This is a genomic window from Streptomyces sp. NPDC002602, from assembly GCF_042889445.1.
GTDB lineage: Bacteria > Actinomycetota > Actinomycetes > Streptomycetales > Streptomycetaceae > Streptomyces.
In genome coordinates, this window is record NZ_JBIAQX010000003.1 from 243691 (window position 1) to 259024 (window position 15334).

At 73.3% G+C, this 15334-nt stretch carries 13 protein-coding genes and 1 pseudogene; 3 read left to right on the forward strand and 11 right to left on the reverse strand.

All coding sequences use genetic code 11. The features are described from left to right. Positions 1 to 82: 82 nt before the first annotated feature. The 3 genes and pseudogenes from ACFYW3_RS10390 to ACFYW3_RS10400 form a co-directional block, all read left to right on the forward strand. Positions 83 to 184, forward strand: a pseudogene (locus ACFYW3_RS10390) (NAD(P)-binding protein); the annotation flags it as partial. Between the two features lie 34 nt (positions 185 to 218). Then, a complete protein-coding gene (locus tag ACFYW3_RS10395; protein WP_389386277.1) occupies positions 219 to 407 on the forward strand; it encodes a hypothetical protein in 189 nt (62 codons plus the stop codon). A gap of 151 nt (positions 408 to 558) precedes the next feature. Next, positions 559 to 2157: an alpha/beta hydrolase gene (locus ACFYW3_RS10400; protein WP_351749032.1), complete on the forward strand. Its 1599-nt coding sequence runs from the start codon at positions 559 to 561 to the stop codon at positions 2155 to 2157. Positions 2158 to 2254: 97 nt separating this feature from the next. Here the strand turns inward: ACFYW3_RS10400 and moeZ are convergent, their stop codons facing one another. From moeZ to ACFYW3_RS10455, 11 genes are all read right to left on the reverse strand, one after another. Then, on the reverse strand, positions 2255 to 3433 hold the full coding sequence (gene moeZ, locus ACFYW3_RS10405; protein ID WP_389386057.1) for an adenylyltransferase/sulfurtransferase MoeZ: 1179 nt from the start codon (positions 3431 to 3433) through the stop codon (positions 2255 to 2257). 78 nt (positions 3434 to 3511) lie between these two features. After that, positions 3512 to 4261, reverse strand: a complete 750-nt coding sequence (locus ACFYW3_RS10410; RefSeq protein WP_351749028.1) for a spherulation-specific family 4 protein — start codon at positions 4259 to 4261, stop codon at positions 3512 to 3514. Then, the gene (locus tag ACFYW3_RS10415) at positions 4249 to 5244 is read right to left on the reverse strand and encodes an NAD-dependent epimerase/dehydratase family protein (RefSeq protein WP_053680430.1); all 996 of its coding nucleotides are present in this window, start codon (positions 5242 to 5244) and stop codon (positions 4249 to 4251) included. Before ACFYW3_RS10415 ends, ACFYW3_RS10410 begins: the two co-directional genes overlap by 13 nt. Before the next feature lie 101 nt (positions 5245 to 5345). Beyond that, complete coding sequence (locus ACFYW3_RS10420; protein ID WP_389386058.1) at positions 5346 to 6236, reverse strand: hypothetical protein; 891 nt, start codon at positions 6234 to 6236, stop codon at positions 5346 to 5348. After that, the gene (locus ACFYW3_RS10425; RefSeq protein WP_389386059.1) at positions 6233 to 7882 is read right to left on the reverse strand and encodes a DUF3492 domain-containing protein; all 1650 of its coding nucleotides are present in this window, start codon (positions 7880 to 7882) and stop codon (positions 6233 to 6235) included. The genes ACFYW3_RS10420 and ACFYW3_RS10425 overlap by 4 nt, the downstream gene beginning before the upstream one ends. A gap of 243 nt (positions 7883 to 8125) precedes the next feature. Further along, a complete protein-coding gene (locus ACFYW3_RS10430; protein ID WP_389386060.1) occupies positions 8126 to 9781 on the reverse strand; it encodes a dipeptide ABC transporter ATP-binding protein in 1656 nt (551 codons plus the stop codon). Further along, positions 9778 to 10770 carry an ABC transporter permease gene (locus ACFYW3_RS10435; protein ID WP_351749018.1) on the reverse strand — a complete coding sequence of 331 codons (993 nt, stop codon included), beginning with the start codon at positions 10768 to 10770 and terminating at the stop codon, positions 9778 to 9780. The genes ACFYW3_RS10430 and ACFYW3_RS10435 overlap by 4 nt, the downstream gene beginning before the upstream one ends. Next, positions 10767 to 11783 carry an ABC transporter permease gene (locus tag ACFYW3_RS10440; protein ID WP_389386061.1) on the reverse strand — a complete coding sequence of 339 codons (1017 nt, stop codon included), beginning with the start codon at positions 11781 to 11783 and terminating at the stop codon, positions 10767 to 10769. Before ACFYW3_RS10440 ends, ACFYW3_RS10435 begins: the two co-directional genes overlap by 4 nt. Beyond that, positions 11780 to 13519, reverse strand: coding sequence for an ABC transporter substrate-binding protein (locus ACFYW3_RS10445; RefSeq protein WP_389386062.1), 1740 nt, complete (start codon positions 13517 to 13519; stop codon positions 11780 to 11782). Before ACFYW3_RS10445 ends, ACFYW3_RS10440 begins: the two co-directional genes overlap by 4 nt. A 215-nt stretch (positions 13520 to 13734) precedes the next feature. After that, entirely contained in the window at positions 13735 to 13830 is a 96-nt protein-coding gene (locus ACFYW3_RS10450; RefSeq protein ID WP_323178900.1) for an Ms4533A family Cys-rich leader peptide, read from the reverse strand. A 46-nt stretch (positions 13831 to 13876) separates the two neighbouring features. Further along, positions 13877 to 15334, reverse strand: coding sequence for a DUF3152 domain-containing protein (locus ACFYW3_RS10455; protein WP_389386063.1), 1458 nt, complete (start codon positions 15332 to 15334; stop codon positions 13877 to 13879).

Genomic DNA, 15334 nt, shown 5'->3' on the forward strand with positions numbered 1-15334 from the left:
GGCCCAGGTGCCGTGCCGGGCGCCGTGACACGGCAAACCTTTCCGGCCACAGCACCGGCCGCGGGGCACGCGAGTCAGGACGGTGTGGTGTGCGGGGGCCCGCGGTCGCGGCATCAGTGGTCTGGCGGCGGCGTGGCAGTTGCGCGAAGGGGCCGACGTCACCGTGCTGGGAGCCGGCCCGAAGGTCGGCGGCGACGGGTGGGCCCCTGGCAGCCCGGGTGACCCGCTGGGACCGGGGGCTGCCCCGGTACGGCGTGGGCCACCGCGAGCGCGTCGTCCGGATCCGCGAGGCCGCCGGCAAGCTGCCGGGGCCGGCCCTGTGCGGGGCGGCGTACGAGGGCGTGGGTGTCGCGGCCTGCGCGGCCACGGGTCGCGCGGCGGCGAAGCGGCTCCTGGGCGGCGCGTGACCGCGCCCGGGCGGCCCCGGGCCGCCGTCGGCGGACACCCGGCTGCGGGAAGCGGCGCCGACCGGACGGCGGGAAGAGGCGCAGACCGGCGCCCCACTCGGATGGCTCATCGCACGCGCGGACCGGCCCGTTCGCGCACAGGATGGGGTGCATGCCGAGAAACGCCCTGCGGGTCACCGCTGCCGCCGCCCTCGCCGCCGCGCTGGTCAGCACCAGCGCCTGTTCCGACGACGGGAGCAAGGACAAGAAGACCGGGGGCGGCAGTGCCTCGGGCGCCACGTCCTTGAAGTGGGGTGATTGCGATCCCCCCACCGCCGCCGAGGGCGGCGGACAGGCTCCGGGCAAGGACTGGCAGTGCGCCACGCTCGAAGTGCCCCTCGACTACGCCAAGCCTGAAGGAGAAACGATTCCTCTTGCGCTGATCCGGGCCAAGGCCCGCGATCAGGACAAGCGGATCGGTTCCCTCGTCTTCAACTTCGGCGGTCCCGGCGGATCGGGCATCACCACCCTCCCCGGCGCCGCCAAGGAGTACGACGGCCTGCGGCAGCGGTACGACCTGGTCAGCTTCGACCCGCGCGGGGTGGGCCGCAGCGCGCCCGTCCGCTGCGAGAACGACAAGCAGTTGGACGCGTACTACGCCTCCGACTCCAGCCCGACCACGCCGGGGCAGGAGAAGGTCTTCGTGGACAACATCAAGAAGTACCAGCAGGCCTGCTCGACCAAGTCCGGCAAGCTGCTCCCCCACGTCGGCACCGAGAACGCCGCCCGCGACCTCGACCGCATCCGCCAGGCCCTCGGCGACGAGAAGCTGAACTACTTCGGCATCTCCTACGGCACCGAACTCGGCGGGGTCTACGCCCACCTCTTCCCGAAGAACGTCGGCCGAGCCGTCTTCGACGCCGTGGTCGACCCGACCAAGACCTCCGAGGAAGGCTCGCTGGGCCAGGCGAAGGGCTTCCAACTCGCCCTCGACAACTGGGCCCAGGACTGCGTGGACCGGGGCGACGCCTGCCGGCTCCAGGGCAGCAGCGTCAAGGAGATCGAGGACAACATCGTCAAGCTGCAGAAGCGGTTGGCGGCCAAGCCCATCCCCGGCATCGGCGACCGCGAGCTCACCGAGTCCGCCGCGACCAACGGCATCGCCCAGGCCCTGTACTCGACGGAACTGTGGCCGCTGCTCGAACAGGGCCTGGACGAGGCCGAGGGCGGCCAGGGACAACTGCTGATGGCGCTGTCCGACGCGCTCAACGGCCGGGACCAACAGGGCCGGTACAGCAACATCGGCGCCGCGAACACGGCGATCAACTGCGCCGACTCCAAGGAGCGTTACTCGCTCGCGCAGACCAAGGCCAAGCTCGGCGAGTTCCGCGCGGCCTCGCCCGTCTTCGGGGACTTCCTCGGCTGGGCCCTGATGAGCTGCACCGGCTGGCCGGTGGCCGGCGCCTGGGACACCCCGGACGTCTCCGCCCCCGGGGCCGCGCCGATCGTGGTGATCGGCAACACCGGCGACCCGGCCACCCCGTACGAGGGCGCGCGCAAGATGGTCGAGCGGCTCGGCCCGGGCGTCGGCGTGGAGCTGACGTACAAGGGGCAGGGCCACGGCGCGTACAACAGCGGCGACCCCTGCGTGCAGAAGGCGGTGGACACCTACCTGCTGGACGGGAAGGTGCCGGCCAGTGGCACCGTCTGCACCCGGAGCGAGTCGGCCACGCCGACGCCGCAGCAGCCGGTGGAGCCCGAGGGCACCTGAGTCCGGTACGCCGGTCTGAGTCCGGTACGCCGGTACGCCACAGGGCCCCCACCGCGCTCGCGGTGGGGGCCCTGTGGCGTTGTCCGTTCGGGGTGACCTAGTAGACCGGCTTGTCGGGCTCGATCTGGTGCACCCAGCCGATGACGCCGCCGCCGACGTGGACCGCGTCGGAGAAGCCCGCCGACTTCAGGACCGCGAGGACTTCCGCACTGCGGACACCCGTCTTGCAGTGCAAGACGATGCGCTTGTCCTGCGGCAGGTCCTGGAGGGCGGTGCCCATCAGGAACTCGCCCTTGGGGATCAGCTTCGCGCCCGGGATCGAGACGATCTCGTACTCGTTGACCTCGCGGACGTCGATGATCTCGATGGGCTCGTCGGCGTCGATCCACTCCTTGAGCTGCTTGGGAGTGATCGTCGAACCCGCGGCGGCCTCCTGGGCCTCCTCCGAGACGACGCCGCAGAAGGCCTCGTAGTCGATGAGTTCCTTGACGGTCGCGTTGGGACCGCAGACCGCGCAGTCGGGGTCCTTGCGGACCTTGACCTGCCGGTACTGCATCTCCAGGGCGTCATAGATCATCAGGCGGCCGACCAGCGACTCGCCGACGCCCGTGAGGACCTTGATGGCCTCGGTGACCTGGATGGACCCGATCGACGCGCACAGCACGCCGAGCACGCCGCCCTCGGCGCAGCTCGGGACCATGCCCGGCGGCGGCGGCTCCGGGTACAGGCAGCGGTAGCACGGCCCGTGCTCGGACCAGAAGACCGAGGCCTGGCCGTCGAAGCGGTAGATCGAACCCCACACGTACGGCTTGTTCAGCAGCACGCAGGCGTCGTTGACCAGGTAACGGGTGGCGAAGTTGTCCGTGCCGTCGACGATGAGGTCGTACTGGCTGAAGATCTCCATCACGTTCTCGGCTTCGAGCCGCTCTTCGTGAAGGACCACGTTGACGTACGGGTTGATGCCCAGCACGCTGTCGCGGGCCGACTCGGCCTTGGACCGGCCGATGTCCGCCTGACTGTGGATGATCTGGCGCTGGAGGTTCGACTCGTCGACCTCGTCGAACTCCACGATGCCCAGGGTGCCCACGCCGGCCGCGGCCAGGTACATGAGGGCGGGAGAGCCGAGGCCGCCGGCGCCCACCGCGAGCACCTTGGCGTTCTTCAGGCGCTTCTGCCCGTCCATCCCGACGTCCGGGATGATCAGGTGGCGGGAGTACCGACGGACCTCGTCAACGGTGAGCTCGGCAGCCGGCTCAACCAGGGGTGGCAGCGACACGGGGACTCCAGGGTCATCCCCGCAGCCGCGGGGAGCATCAAAGGTTTGTTCTGTTCCGTAACACTGCCACGCCCCACTTCATTCCGAGACACTCGTCCCGATCCGCGAGACGATTTCGTCCCAGTACCCGGGCATCGAGGCCCAGGGGTCCCGCGCCGGAGTGCTGCGCCGATCCGTGAACCAGACCGTGCCGGCGCCCTGCCAACGGGCGATGCGCACGGCCTCGTCCAGGTGGGTGCGCGGAACCCCGTGCACCAGGTGGCAGAAGAGTTCCGGCGGGTACTCGGCCGTCCACTCCGCCACCTGCGACCAGCGGTAGTCGGCCCAGGTTCCGGAGAAGGTGACCAGCTGATCAGCGGCTTCCGCGTAGCCCGCGTACGGGTGCGTGCCGTGCCCGAGCACCACGCGCAGTCCGTCGCCGAGCCCGCGCAGGGTGTCCACGACCCGGCGGACGCCCTCCAGGTCCGCCTTGTCGCAGGGGGTGTCGGCGAGGTAGAAACCGCCCACGCCGTACCAGTCCCGGAAGCGGTGGGCGTCGGAGATCAGCTCCCCGAACGCGCGCGTTCCGTCTCGCATCGCGAGATGACCGACGACGGTGCCGCCCGCGCCGCGGAGCTTCGCGGTGGCCTCCGTGCAGTGCGGGTCGGGGCGCCCGCCCGGGCCGTCCGAGACGTTGAGGACGGCCCAGTGCAGGGGGGTGCCGGGCCGGGTCAGCTCGGCCCATTCCACCGGGGCGAGCAGCGGGTGCGCGTACCCGGGGATGCCCAGGCCCATCCGCCCGGCGCCGGTGGCCGCGGAGGTCGCCTCCGACGTGGTCAGATGCGGCACGCCGCCTCCATCCAGATGTCGGCCAGGGACTCCTCCAGGTTGATCCGGGGGCGCCAGCCGAGCCGGTCGCGGGCCGTGCGCACGTCGGCCTGCTGCCAGGCGCCGCAGCCGTCCGGGTACGGGGCCTGGGGGGCGGACGCGGCCAGTTGCTCGGCCGTGGCCTCGGAGCGCGGCGAGCCGATGGCCGCGAGGCCCGGCGGCCGGCCCGGGTGGGCGTGCGGCTGTTGCGGCAGGTCGAGTTCGTGGAGGGCGCCTCCGTAGCCCGCGACCCGGGCGAGCACGCCGGCCGCCTCGCGCAGGCGGACCGCGCGACCGGTGCCGATGTTGACGACGCCCTGCGCGGCGGACAGCGAGGCCGCGTGGACGGCGCGCGCGACGTCGCGTACGTCCACGAAGTCCCGCTGCACCCCGAGTCCGCTGAGCTTGAGTTCGCCGTCGCCGGACTGCATGGCGCGCCGCATGGCCTCGGCGAGCCGGCCGAGCGGGGAACCGGCGGGGGTGCCGGGTCCGACGGGCGAGAAGATCCGCAGCACGACGGCGTCCAGCCCGGAGCCGAGCACCAGCTCGGTCGCGGCCAGCTTGCTGACGCCGTACGGTCCGCCGGGTCTCGGGACGGCGTCCTCGGCCGTGGACGATCCGGGCTGGCTGGGCCCGTACTCGGCGGCGCAGCCGAGCTGGACGAGTCGGGCCCCGCAGCCGCTGCGGCGCAGGGACTCGCAGATGGTGGCGACGGCGACGGTGTTGTGCCGGGTGAGTTCCCGGGCCCCGCCGCGGGTGGCGCCCGCGCAGTTGATGACGACGCCCGGGTGGACGGCGTCGAGGAAGCGGGTGAGCGCTCCGGGGCTGCCGGTGGCGAGGTCGAAGCGGACGTCCGCGTCGTCTCCGCGGCCGAGCGCGGTGAGCTGTACGGCGGGGTCGGCGAGCAGTCGGTCCGCGACGTAGCGGCCGAGGTATCCGTTGGCTCCGATCAGCAGCACCCTCATCGCGCGGCCCCTTGGTTGTTCGGCTGGCCGGTCATCCTGTTTCTCCTTGGGTGGTGGGGTCGACATGGGGGTACAACGCTTCGGCGTCGGCTCCGAAGGGCTCAGGGGCGCGCGTGTGCGGACGCACGGGTCAGCGCGCGGAAGGCGTGGACGAGGAGTCCCGCCGCGGCGGCGCACTGCACCGCCGGGATCGGGACGAGGGCGAGGGCGAGGGCCCCCGCCACGGGCACGCGGTGGGCGCCGTGCCCGAGCAGCAGCCGGGTGAGGAACAGCAGCGCCGCGAGCGGCAGGGCCGCCGCGAGCGGGGTGCCGGCGAGCGCGGCCGCCCCCGCGGCGGCCGCGACGAAGCCGGTGACGGCCGCGGCCAGCAGGGGCCGGACGCCGTCGGCGAAGTCCTCCAGCGCCCGGCTCCCGGCGAGCCTGCGTCGGGCCCGTGCGGCGAAGCCGGTCCCGATCAGGTGGCCGGGCGCGGCGGCGACCGCGAGGGCGACGCCGAGGGCCGGGCCGTGCCGGTGGACGGCCCAGCCGACGGCGGCGGCCGCGAGCAGGTGGATCAGGCCGGGGAACCGCCCCCCGGCGGTCCGCCCGGGCCACACCAGCACGGCGACGGCGGCCACCGCCGAGAGCGGTCCGGCGCAGGGGACCCCGGCGGCGGTCGCGGCGAGCGCCAGGGCCCCGGGGAGTAAGGAGTACCCGAAGCCGCGCAGCACGACCGGGGAGGTGTCGACGGCGTCGGGCGGGGTGGGCGGGGCGTCCCCGCGCGGGGTCCGCGCGTACAGCTCCTCGGCGAGCGAGAAGACGTCCCGGTGGCGGAAGCGGGCGGCGGTGCGGTCGGTGATGCCGTGGGCCTCCAGCCCGGCGGCGATCTCCAGCGGGTCGACGGCGCGTTCGCACAGGGCGCGGTGCCGGTGCAGCAGTGCTTTCACCGGATCGCCGGCGGGTCTGCGCCGCGGCGCGACCGGGGTGACGTGCTCGACGCTGGTGCCGGTCATACCGCTGCCTCCGTGTTCGGAACGGGAGCCGACCCCGCGTTCGGCAGGCCGGGCCCGGGGCCGGCCGCGGGCCCCGCGGCCGGCTCGGGTACCGACGCCCAGGTGGGTGTGGTCCAGTGCCCGGGGACGCGCGCCTCGGCCGGTCGGGCGAACGGCACCTCCCCGTCGGGCCGGGCGGAGCCCCGGGCGAGGAGCCGCAGGTAGCTCTCCCGGAAGGCCTCGACGTTCTGTTCGACGGTGAACAGCTCCAGGGCGCGGGCCCGGGCGGCGGAACCGAGCCGCTGGGCCCGCTCGGGGTCCCGCAGCAGCGACAGGCAGGCGTCGGCGAGGGCGCGCGGGTTGCGGGGCGGTACGACGAGGCCGGTTCCGCCGATGACCTCGCAGACGGCGCCGACGTCGGTGGAGACGGTGGCCCGGCCGCAGAACATCGCCTCGGCGAGGGTGATGGGGAAGCCCTCGATGACGGAGGACAGCACGACGACCCGACCGGTGCCGTACGCCTCGGCCGAGGAGGGGGCGTCGGGTCCGCCGATCTCCTCGAAGGTGACGGGGTTCTCGCCGACCGCGTGGGCGTCGGCCGCCTCGTCGGGGAAGAGCTGCGCGGCGAGCGAGCGGCAGTCGGCGAGGTAGTCCGGGGCCACGGCCGTGGCGAAGATCCGCAGCCGGGTCCCCGGTGCGACCCTGCGTACCTCGGCGAAGGCGTGCAGCAGGGCGATGAGGTCCTTGGCTGGCTCTATCCGGCCGACCCACACCAGCGTGTCCGGGTCCCCGCACTCCGGGTCCTCCCCGACGGTGGCGAATCGGTCCGCCTCCATCCCGGGATAGACGGTGCGCATCCGCTCCCGGACGGCCCCGCAGCGCTCCTGCCAGCGCCGGGCGTGGGCGTTGCCGGGGGTCAGGAGGTCGGCCCGGGCGTAGATCTCGGCGGCGAGCCGGGTGTGGAAGGCGGCCAGGAGGGCCCGTACGGCGGGGCGTTCCTCCTCGGAGTGGTCGAGGTAGTGCGCCCGGAGCCGGACCGCGTACTCGGTGACCAGGAGCGGCACCCCGAAGAAGCGTTTGGCCAGCAGTCCGGGGATCGCCGCCACCCCGCCGGCCGTCGCGTGGCAGACGTCGACCTGTCCGAGGTCCTCGTACCAGTCGAGGGACAACGGCCGCAGCGCGCGCTCCAGTTCGTCCACGAACTCCAGCAGGTCCCGTACCTGGGCGCTCCGCACGGTACGGCTCGCGCCGGGGGCCCGGCAGGCGGACTCCACCGCCCGCACCGCGGTCTCGGACCGCAGGGCCGCGTACATCCCGCCCTGCTCCCCGGCGAGTTCGGCGAGCCCGTACAGGCCGGCGGCGAAGGGCTCGGCCTCGCCGGCGCAGATGCCGCGGACCAGGTCCTTGAAGCAGGCGGCGAACCGTCGCCGCTCACGCCGGGAGTGCGTGCGCCCGTCGTCTCCGGGGGCCCACAGCGGGGCGGTCCGTACCCGCGTGACCTGGCGCGGGAGGGGGACCTTGCCGCGCTCCTCCTGCTCGGCGCTGCGACTCAGCGCGTACAGCTCGAACTCGTGCTGCGGAAGCCCGCGCACGAGCCGGTCGCACCACAGCCTGGCCTCTCCCGTCGCATACGGATAACCACCTTCCGTGAGCAGTCCGATCCGCACGAGTGGCACCCCCGTTCTCCCGTCGCGAGCGGCCTCCGTCGGTCCGGGGACCCGCTGCGGAAGAACTCAAGCGGATATGCGGATGGCGCGACGGACGGTTGTCCGTCGCGCCACCGGAAGGGGTGAAGAGTCGTAACTTTCCCGTACGGGTCGCGTTCGAGCACGCTAAAAAGGGCCTGCGGCCCTTTTGCCGCAGGCCGCGGGCGGAGTGCGCCGCATGGGGCTCGGGGCGCGGGAGTCTGCCTAGGCGTAGGCCTCCTGTCGCGAGGAGCGCCGGTCCCCGGCCCGCTCCGGGTCCAGGGCCGGGACGGCCGCGAGCAGCCGGCGGGTGTACGGGTCGCGCGGGCGGTCGTAGACCTCGTCGACGGGGCCCTCCTCGACGATCCGCCCGGCCCGCATCACGGCCACCCGGTCGCTCACCTGCCGGACCACCGCCAGGTCGTGGGCGATGAAGACGAGCGCGACGCCGAGTTCCCGTTGGAGTTCCGCCAGCAGGGCGGTGACCTGTGCCTGGGTGGTGACGTCGAGGGCGGAGACGGGTTCGTCGCAGACGATCAGGCGGGGCCGGGGGGCGAGGGCGCGGGCGATGCCGACGCGCTGGCGTTGGCCGCCGCTGAACTCGTGCGGGTAGCGGTCGTGGTGGGCGGCCTCCAGCCCGACGCGTTCCAGCAGTTCCGCGACGCGGGCCCGGATCGCGTCCTCGTCGCGCTCGCCGGCCGCGCGCAGCGGGTCCGCGATGGACTCGCCGATCGAGCGGCGGGGGTTGAGCGAGGACACCGGGTCCTGGAAGACCATCTGGACGCCGTGCGGGATGCCGTCGCGCGCGGCCCCGCCGGCCGCCTCGCCGGTGTGCCGGACCTCTCCGGCGCTCGGTTCCAGAAGCCCGACGAGCATCCGGCCGAGGGTGCTCTTGCCGCTGCCGCTCTCCCCGACGATGCCCAGCGTCTCCCCGGCGCGCACGGCCAGCGAGACGCCGTCGACGGCGGTGACGGCGCGCTTGCCCCGGCCGAACTCCCTGCGCAGGGCGAAGGCCTCGACGACGGGGGCCGGCGCGTCGGGGGCGGGCCGCAGCCGCGACGGGCGCGGCGCGTCGAGCCGGGGGACGGCGTCGAGGAGATCACGGGTGTACGGGTCCGCGGGTGCGGCCAGCACCCGGCCGACGGGCCCGCGTTCCACGGCCCGGCCGTCGCGCATGACGAGCAGCTCGTCGATGTTCTCGGCGGCCACGCCCACGTCGTGGGTGACGAGCAGCAGTCCCAGGCCCCGTTCCTCGCGCAGTCCGTGGAGCAGGTCGAGGATCTGCGCCTGGACGGTGACGTCGAGGGCGGTGGTCGGTTCGTCGGCGATCAGCAGCCTCGGCTCGCAGGCCAGGGCCATGGCGATGAGGGCGCGCTGGCGCATGCCGCCGCTGAACTCGTGCGGTCGGGCGCGGGAGCGGCGGGCGGCGTCGGGGATGCCGACCCGGTCGAGCACCTCGACGGCCCGGGCCCGGGCCGCGCGCCGGGAGGCGTCGGTGTGGACCCGGTGGACCTCGGCGATCTGGTCGCCGATGGCGTAGTACGGGTCGAGGGAGCTCAGCGGGTCCTGGAAGACCATGGCGGCCGTGCCCCCGCGCAGGGCGCGCAACTGCGGCGCGCCGGCGCCGGCCAGGTCGGCGCCGGCCAGGTCGGTGCCGGCCACCCGTACGGTGCCGGTCAGTCGGGTTCCCGTCCCGTGGTGCAGGCCCAACAGGGCGGCGGCCACGGTGGACTTGCCGCTGCCGGACTCGCCGACGATGCCGAGGGCGCCGCCCGCCTCCAGGGTCAGCGAGACCCCGTCCACGGCCCGTACCCACTCCCCCGGTGCGCCGACCGGGAAGTCGACCACGAGGTCGCGTACCTCCACCAGTGGTTCGCTCATGTCAGGGCCACCCTTCGGTCCGCGACGGCGTACAGCAGGTCGGCGACGGCGCCCGCGACCACGACGGCGGTGCCGATGGCCAGGGTGACGCCCACGACCACGGGCAGGTCCACGACCCGGACCCCGTCGATCAGCGTCTTGCCGAGTCCGGGGATGCCGAACAGCGACTCGGTCAGCACCGCGCCGCCGATCATCGTCCCGAAGTCCACGGCGCTCAGCGCGATCACCGGCGCGACCGCGCCGCGCAGGGCGTGCCGGGTGACGATCTTCCGTTCGCCCACGCCGTAGGCGCGGAAGGTGCGGATGTGGTCCTCGGCGAGCGTCTCCAGGGTGGCGCTGCGTGTCACCCTGGCGTACTTGGCGCTCTCGAAGAAGCCGAGGGTGACCCAGGGCAGCAGCAGGTTCCAGGCCCACTGCTCGGGGTCCTCGCCGAAGGGCACGTAGGTCGGGAACGGCAGCCAGCGCAGGTACGCGCAGACCACCATGAGCACCAGCAGCCCGAGGATGAAGACGGGCGTCCCGGTGCCGGCGAGCGTGAGGACGGTGAGCACCCGCTCGGTGATCCCGCCGCGCCGCAGGGCGGACAGCAGGCCGGTGCCGACGCCGATGACGAGCCAGATCACCAGCGCGCCGAGCGCCAGCGACGCGGTGGCGGGGAGCCGGTCCAGCAGCAGTTCGGTGACCTGCCGGTCGTTCTGGTACGAGAAGCCGAGGCAGGGCGCGTCGCAGTGCGGGGTCAGTCCGGCGCCGCCGGAGTAGTCCCGGCCGGCCACGAGGCCCTGGAGGAAGTGCACGTACTGCACGACGACGGAGTCGTTCAGCCCGAGCTGAGCGCGGACCTGGGCGATCTGCGTCGGGTCGCAGCGTTCCCCGCAGGCGAGGCGGGCGGGGTCGCCGGGTGCGACGTAGAAGAGGAGGTAGACGGCGATGGACAGGGTGAGCAGCACGAGGAGTGCGCCGCCGGTCCGTTGGAGGACGAAGCGGGTCATGCCTTCCGCTCCTTTCGGCCGGCGCGGGTGCCGGTGCGGGCCCCGGCGCGGGTGCCGATCCGCAGCCGTGAGGCCTCGCGGGGGTCGAGGGCCGTGCGGACGGCGTCACCGAGGACGGTGAAGGCGAGCACGGTGACGAACAGCATCCCGGCGGGCAGCAGGACGTATGTCGGGTCGGCGCGGAACCAGGTCTGGGCACTGGAGAGCATCTGTCCCCAGGACGGGGTGGGCGGCTTCACGCCGACGCCGAGGAAGGACAGCGAGGCCTCGACCACCATGTTGGTCGGCACGTTGATCGCGGCGAGGGTGATCACGGGCGCGGCCAGGGAGGGCAGCAGTTCGCGGCGGGCGATCCGCAGGGTGCCGTTGCCGGACAGGCGGGCGGCGGCGACGAAGTCCAGCTCGCGCAGGGCCAGGGTCTGGGCGCGCACCATCCGGGCGGTGCCGCCCCAGCCGAGCAGTCCGATGACGAGGATCAGCAGCAGGGGCCGGGGGAAGTCCGGCGGGACGACGGCGGTCAGCGCGACGCCGAGCACCAGCATGGGCAGGGCGATCATGACGTCGGTGGTCCGGCCGATCAGGGTGGCGACGACGCGGTTGCCGAGGGCGGCGGTCAGTCCGGCCGCGATGCCGACGGTGACCTGGACGGCGGTGGCCCCGAGGGCGACGAGCAGCGAGATCCGGGCTCCGTGCAGGAGCCGGGTGAACAGGTCCCGGCCGGTGCCCGGTTCGACTCCGAGCCAGTGGTCGGCGGAGATCCCGCCGAGGGAACCGAGGGGGACTCCGCCGCGCGCCGAGTCGACGAGGTCGTCGTGGTAGGCGTTGGGGTCCTGGCCGGCGAGCTGTGCGAGCAGGGGTGCGGCGAGGGCGAGCAGGACGAGGGCGGCGAGGACGGCGGCGGACGCGACGGCCGAGGGCCGTGTGCGCAGTCGCCGCCAGACCTGCCGCGCGGCGCCCGCGCCCGGGGCGAGTGCCCCGGGCGCGGGCGCCGATCGGTCGGCGAGGAGCGTCACTTGACCGATACCTGCGAGATGTCGAGGACGCCGGTCCAGTCGCTGATGACGACGTTCTTGACGTTCTTGCCGACGAGCCGCTTGTAGACGGGGTGGAAGAGCGGCACGTCCAGGGCCTGCTCGCCGATCTTCCGGTCGAGGGCGCCCCAGCGCTTGCCGGCGGCCTCCAGGTCGGTGAGTTTGGCGATCTCGTCGATCTCGGTGTTCACTGCGGGGTCGTTCAGCTGGGCGTGGTTGTAGTTGGAGCCGTTGGTGACGATCTGCCGGCCGTCGAAGATCGGCGCGAGGAAGGGGGCGCCGGAGGGCCAGTCGGCGCCCCAGCGGGAGATGAAGAAGCCGGGGGTGTTCTCGGCGTCCCAGCGCTTCTCGTTGAAGGCGTTGTTCTCCAGGCCCTCCAGCTTGACCCTGATCCCGGCGGCGGCGAGCGCCTGCTGCACGGCGGTGGCGACCTCGGGGCTGGTCTGCCGGTTCTGCTGAGTGGAGTGGGTCAGCGTGACGTCGACGCCGTCGGGGAAGCCGGCCTCCTTCAGCAGTTCCCTGGCCTTGGTCGGGTCGCCGGTCTTGCCCGCGGGGAAGTGGTCGTACTTGGTGAAGCCGAAGGCCTTCTGCTCGGGGAGGAAGGTGGTCGCCGGCTCGGCGAGCGCGGAGCCGCCCGCCGCGTTGATCACGCTGGTGCGGTTGATCGCGTACGAGATGGCCTGGCGGACCTTCGGGTTGTCGAAGGGGGCCACCTTGGGGTTGAAGGCCAGGTAGTTGATGTAGCCGAAGTGGCCGGTGCCGACGCGGGCGGCGAGTTCCTTGTTGTCGCCGATCTGGGCGAGTTCGGCGGGCCCGAGGTTGGTGTCGGTGGTGACGGCGGTGGCGTCGGCGCCGGAGCTGGTGGTCAGGCGCTGGTTGATGACGGCGGCGTCGAGGCCTGAGCGGACGTCGATCTTGTCCGGGTAGGCCTTGCGCTCCTCGTCGGTCTTCTCGTCCCAGTGCGGGTTGCGGTCCAGGACGAGGTGTTCGCCGTCGTTGTCGTTCTTGACGACCTTGTACGGGCCGGAGGAGATCGGGTGCTGCTCGTACGCGGCCCCGGTGTCCTTGGCCTTGGGCACCGGCGCGAACTGGGTCTGGGTGGCGAGGAAGGGGAACTCCCCCTCGGGCTTGCGCAGCTTGAAGGTGATCGTCTTCGCGTCGGGCACGACGATGGAGTCGAGGCCCTTGCCGCCGTCCTTGTAGGGGCCCTGGTACGCCTCGCCGCCGACGAGCCAGTCTCTCAGGTAGGGGGCGCCGCCCGACAGCTCGGCGGCGAAGGACCGCTCGATGCCGTACTTGATGTCGGCGGTGGTGATCGGGGTGCCGTCCTCGTACTTCAGCCCGTCCTTGAGGGTGTACGTCCACTCGGTGGCGTCCGCGTTCGGCTTGCCGAGGTCGGTGGCCAGGTCGGGCACGACCTTGGCGCCGGCCGCGCCGTCCTCGCGGTTGCGGGTGGTGAGGGTCCGGAACACCAGCGAAGGAACGTTTCCGCCGCCGGAGGTGTAGAGCCGCGCCGGATCGAAGTCGCTCTGGGGGTCGGCGTTGAGGACGGAGAGGGTGCCGCCCTTGGCGGGGGCGCTCCCGGAGGCGCCGGCCTTGTCGCCGGATCCGGCCTGGTCCGCCGCGTCCTTGGGCCCGCAGGCGGCGGCGCCCCCGGCCAGTACGAGGCTGACGGCGACCGCGGCCACGCGGCGCGATGTGTGGGACTGACGGAGCATGGGAGAAGGGACCTCTCGGCGTGATGCGAAACGGGGAGGAATGCCACGCGAGGGGCAGCCGCCGAGATCACACCGGGGACGTCCCGAGAGCGGGAGGTCCCGGCGCGAGTGATCGCGCCGGTCCGGGGTCATGCCGAAAGAGGGGCCGCGCCTGCGGGCGGATGCACCCGGGCGCGGCGAAGAACGGTGAAGGGCGTCGCGCGCTCAGGCAGGCGTCAGCGACAGAAGATGTCGGCCACGCTGTGCGCGGCCACACCGAGGAGCGCCAGCTCTATGGCGGCGCTCGCGGCGGTGGTGTGGCGGTGCGACATGCGGAGAACAATTACCGACCATCGGACAGCTTGTCAACGCCGGATCTCAACTCCCGGGAAACACCCACGGGTTGGGCTTGCACTGGATGTTGTCGATGTTGAGCGACTTGGTCTGCTGCTGCATGATCGGCGCCAGCTCGCCCGGCGTGCGGCAGTTCACGTGCCCGTGACCGAGCCGGTGCCCGACCTCGTGGTTGATGAGCATCTGCCGGTACGCGAACATCTGGCCGGCGCCGTAGGTGGGCGAGCCCTGCGCCCAGCGGAAGGCGTTGATCATCACGCGCTCGGTGGAGGCGGAGTCGCAGGACACGTTGTCGACCGTGGTGTCCAGACCCGACTTCGCACACCACACGCCGGTGGTGCCCGGACTGGCCAGGGTGATCACGAAGTCGGCCTCGCCACCCGGCACCCGCTCGAACGTCATCGCACCGTTGTGGCCCCAGCTCCGCGGATCGTTGAGCGTGCGGTGCACCGCCTCCGCGAAGAGCTGGGCGTCCAGCCCCAGCTTCTGCTCCACGTCCACCCGGTAGCGCACGAGCTTGCCCTTGCCGGGCGCCTTGGCCACGCCCGGCACGGTGTCGAAGACGCCCGGGCCGGCCAGCTTCGCGTCGATCGGCAGTTGCAACGCCATCTTCTGGTCGTACGTCAGCTCCACCGGAGCCGGCGCCGGGGCGTCGGGCTTGAGGCGGTCGTCCGAACGGGAGGCCGGCGACTGCCCGGGAACGGCGCGGCCCTGGCTGTCCTCGGGGCCCGCCTGCATCGTCCCGTTGCCCGCTTCACCCTCGGTGATCACCTGCGTGGCCACCACGACGGCCAGCACGGCCGTGACGGCCGCCGCGGCCACCCCGGTGTAGGCACGGATCTTCCTGGCGCGACCGGCGACCGGCTTCTCGGGGGTGTCGCCGCCCGTTTCGGGGGCGGGCTCGGGCGTCCGGGGCCCGGGGATCAGCCCCTGTGCGCCGGTGGCGACGCGGGCCTCGCCGGGATCGGCGGCCGGCGTCGCGGCGGCCGGCGCGAGGGTGACCTTCGGGAAACCGGCGGCGGGGGTGCCGAAGGCCGGGGTGTCGGTGTTGCGGGCCGGCGGAGCGGCCGCCCGGGCCCGCGGGACGCCGGGTCGGTCCACGAACAAGGAGCCGGTGTCGGTGAGGGCGCTCGCGCCCCACGCGCCACCGGGCTCGCGCTGCTCGGGATGCCCGGCGGGCCGCGCCGGCGGCGCCTGCGGGGCGGGGGACGCGAATCCCCGGTGCGCGACCGTGGGTTCGGGTACCCGGCCGCCGGCCGGGCCGGTGCCGGGTGGCGGGACGTACGGCGGCGCCGCCCGGCGGGGCGCGGGCGCCTCGTACTCCCCGAAGACCCCCGGCTCGTCGAGGAGCGCCGGGGTCTCGGCGATCCGAGATCCCGAGTCCCCGAAGACGCCGGGCGGATCAAACGCCTCGAAGGGCGTGGGCTCCGCGGGCGGCGCGAGCCGCTCCGGGACGGAGTCCTTGCGACTATGTCGTCCCAC

Coding starts and splice junctions, on each gene's coding strand:
- ACFYW3_RS10445 (WP_389386062.1), bottom strand. CDS start 13,519: ATGCTCCGTCAGTCCCACACATCGCGCCGCGTGGCCGCGGTCGCCGTC.
- ACFYW3_RS10435 (WP_351749018.1), bottom strand. CDS start 10,770: ATGACCCGCTTCGTCCTCCAACGGACCGGCGGCGCACTCCTCGTGCTG.
- ACFYW3_RS10430 (WP_389386060.1), bottom strand. CDS start 9,781: ATGAGCGAACCACTGGTGGAGGTACGCGACCTCGTGGTCGACTTCCCG.
- ACFYW3_RS10420 (WP_389386058.1), bottom strand. CDS start 6,236: ATGACCGGCACCAGCGTCGAGCACGTCACCCCGGTCGCGCCGCGGCGC.
- ACFYW3_RS10400 (WP_351749032.1), top strand. CDS start 559: ATGCCGAGAAACGCCCTGCGGGTCACCGCTGCCGCCGCCCTCGCCGCC.
- ACFYW3_RS10415 (WP_053680430.1), bottom strand. CDS start 5,244: ATGAGGGTGCTGCTGATCGGAGCCAACGGATACCTCGGCCGCTACGTC.
- ACFYW3_RS10450 (WP_323178900.1), bottom strand. CDS start 13,830: ATGTCGCACCGCCACACCACCGCCGCGAGCGCCGCCATAGAGCTGGCG.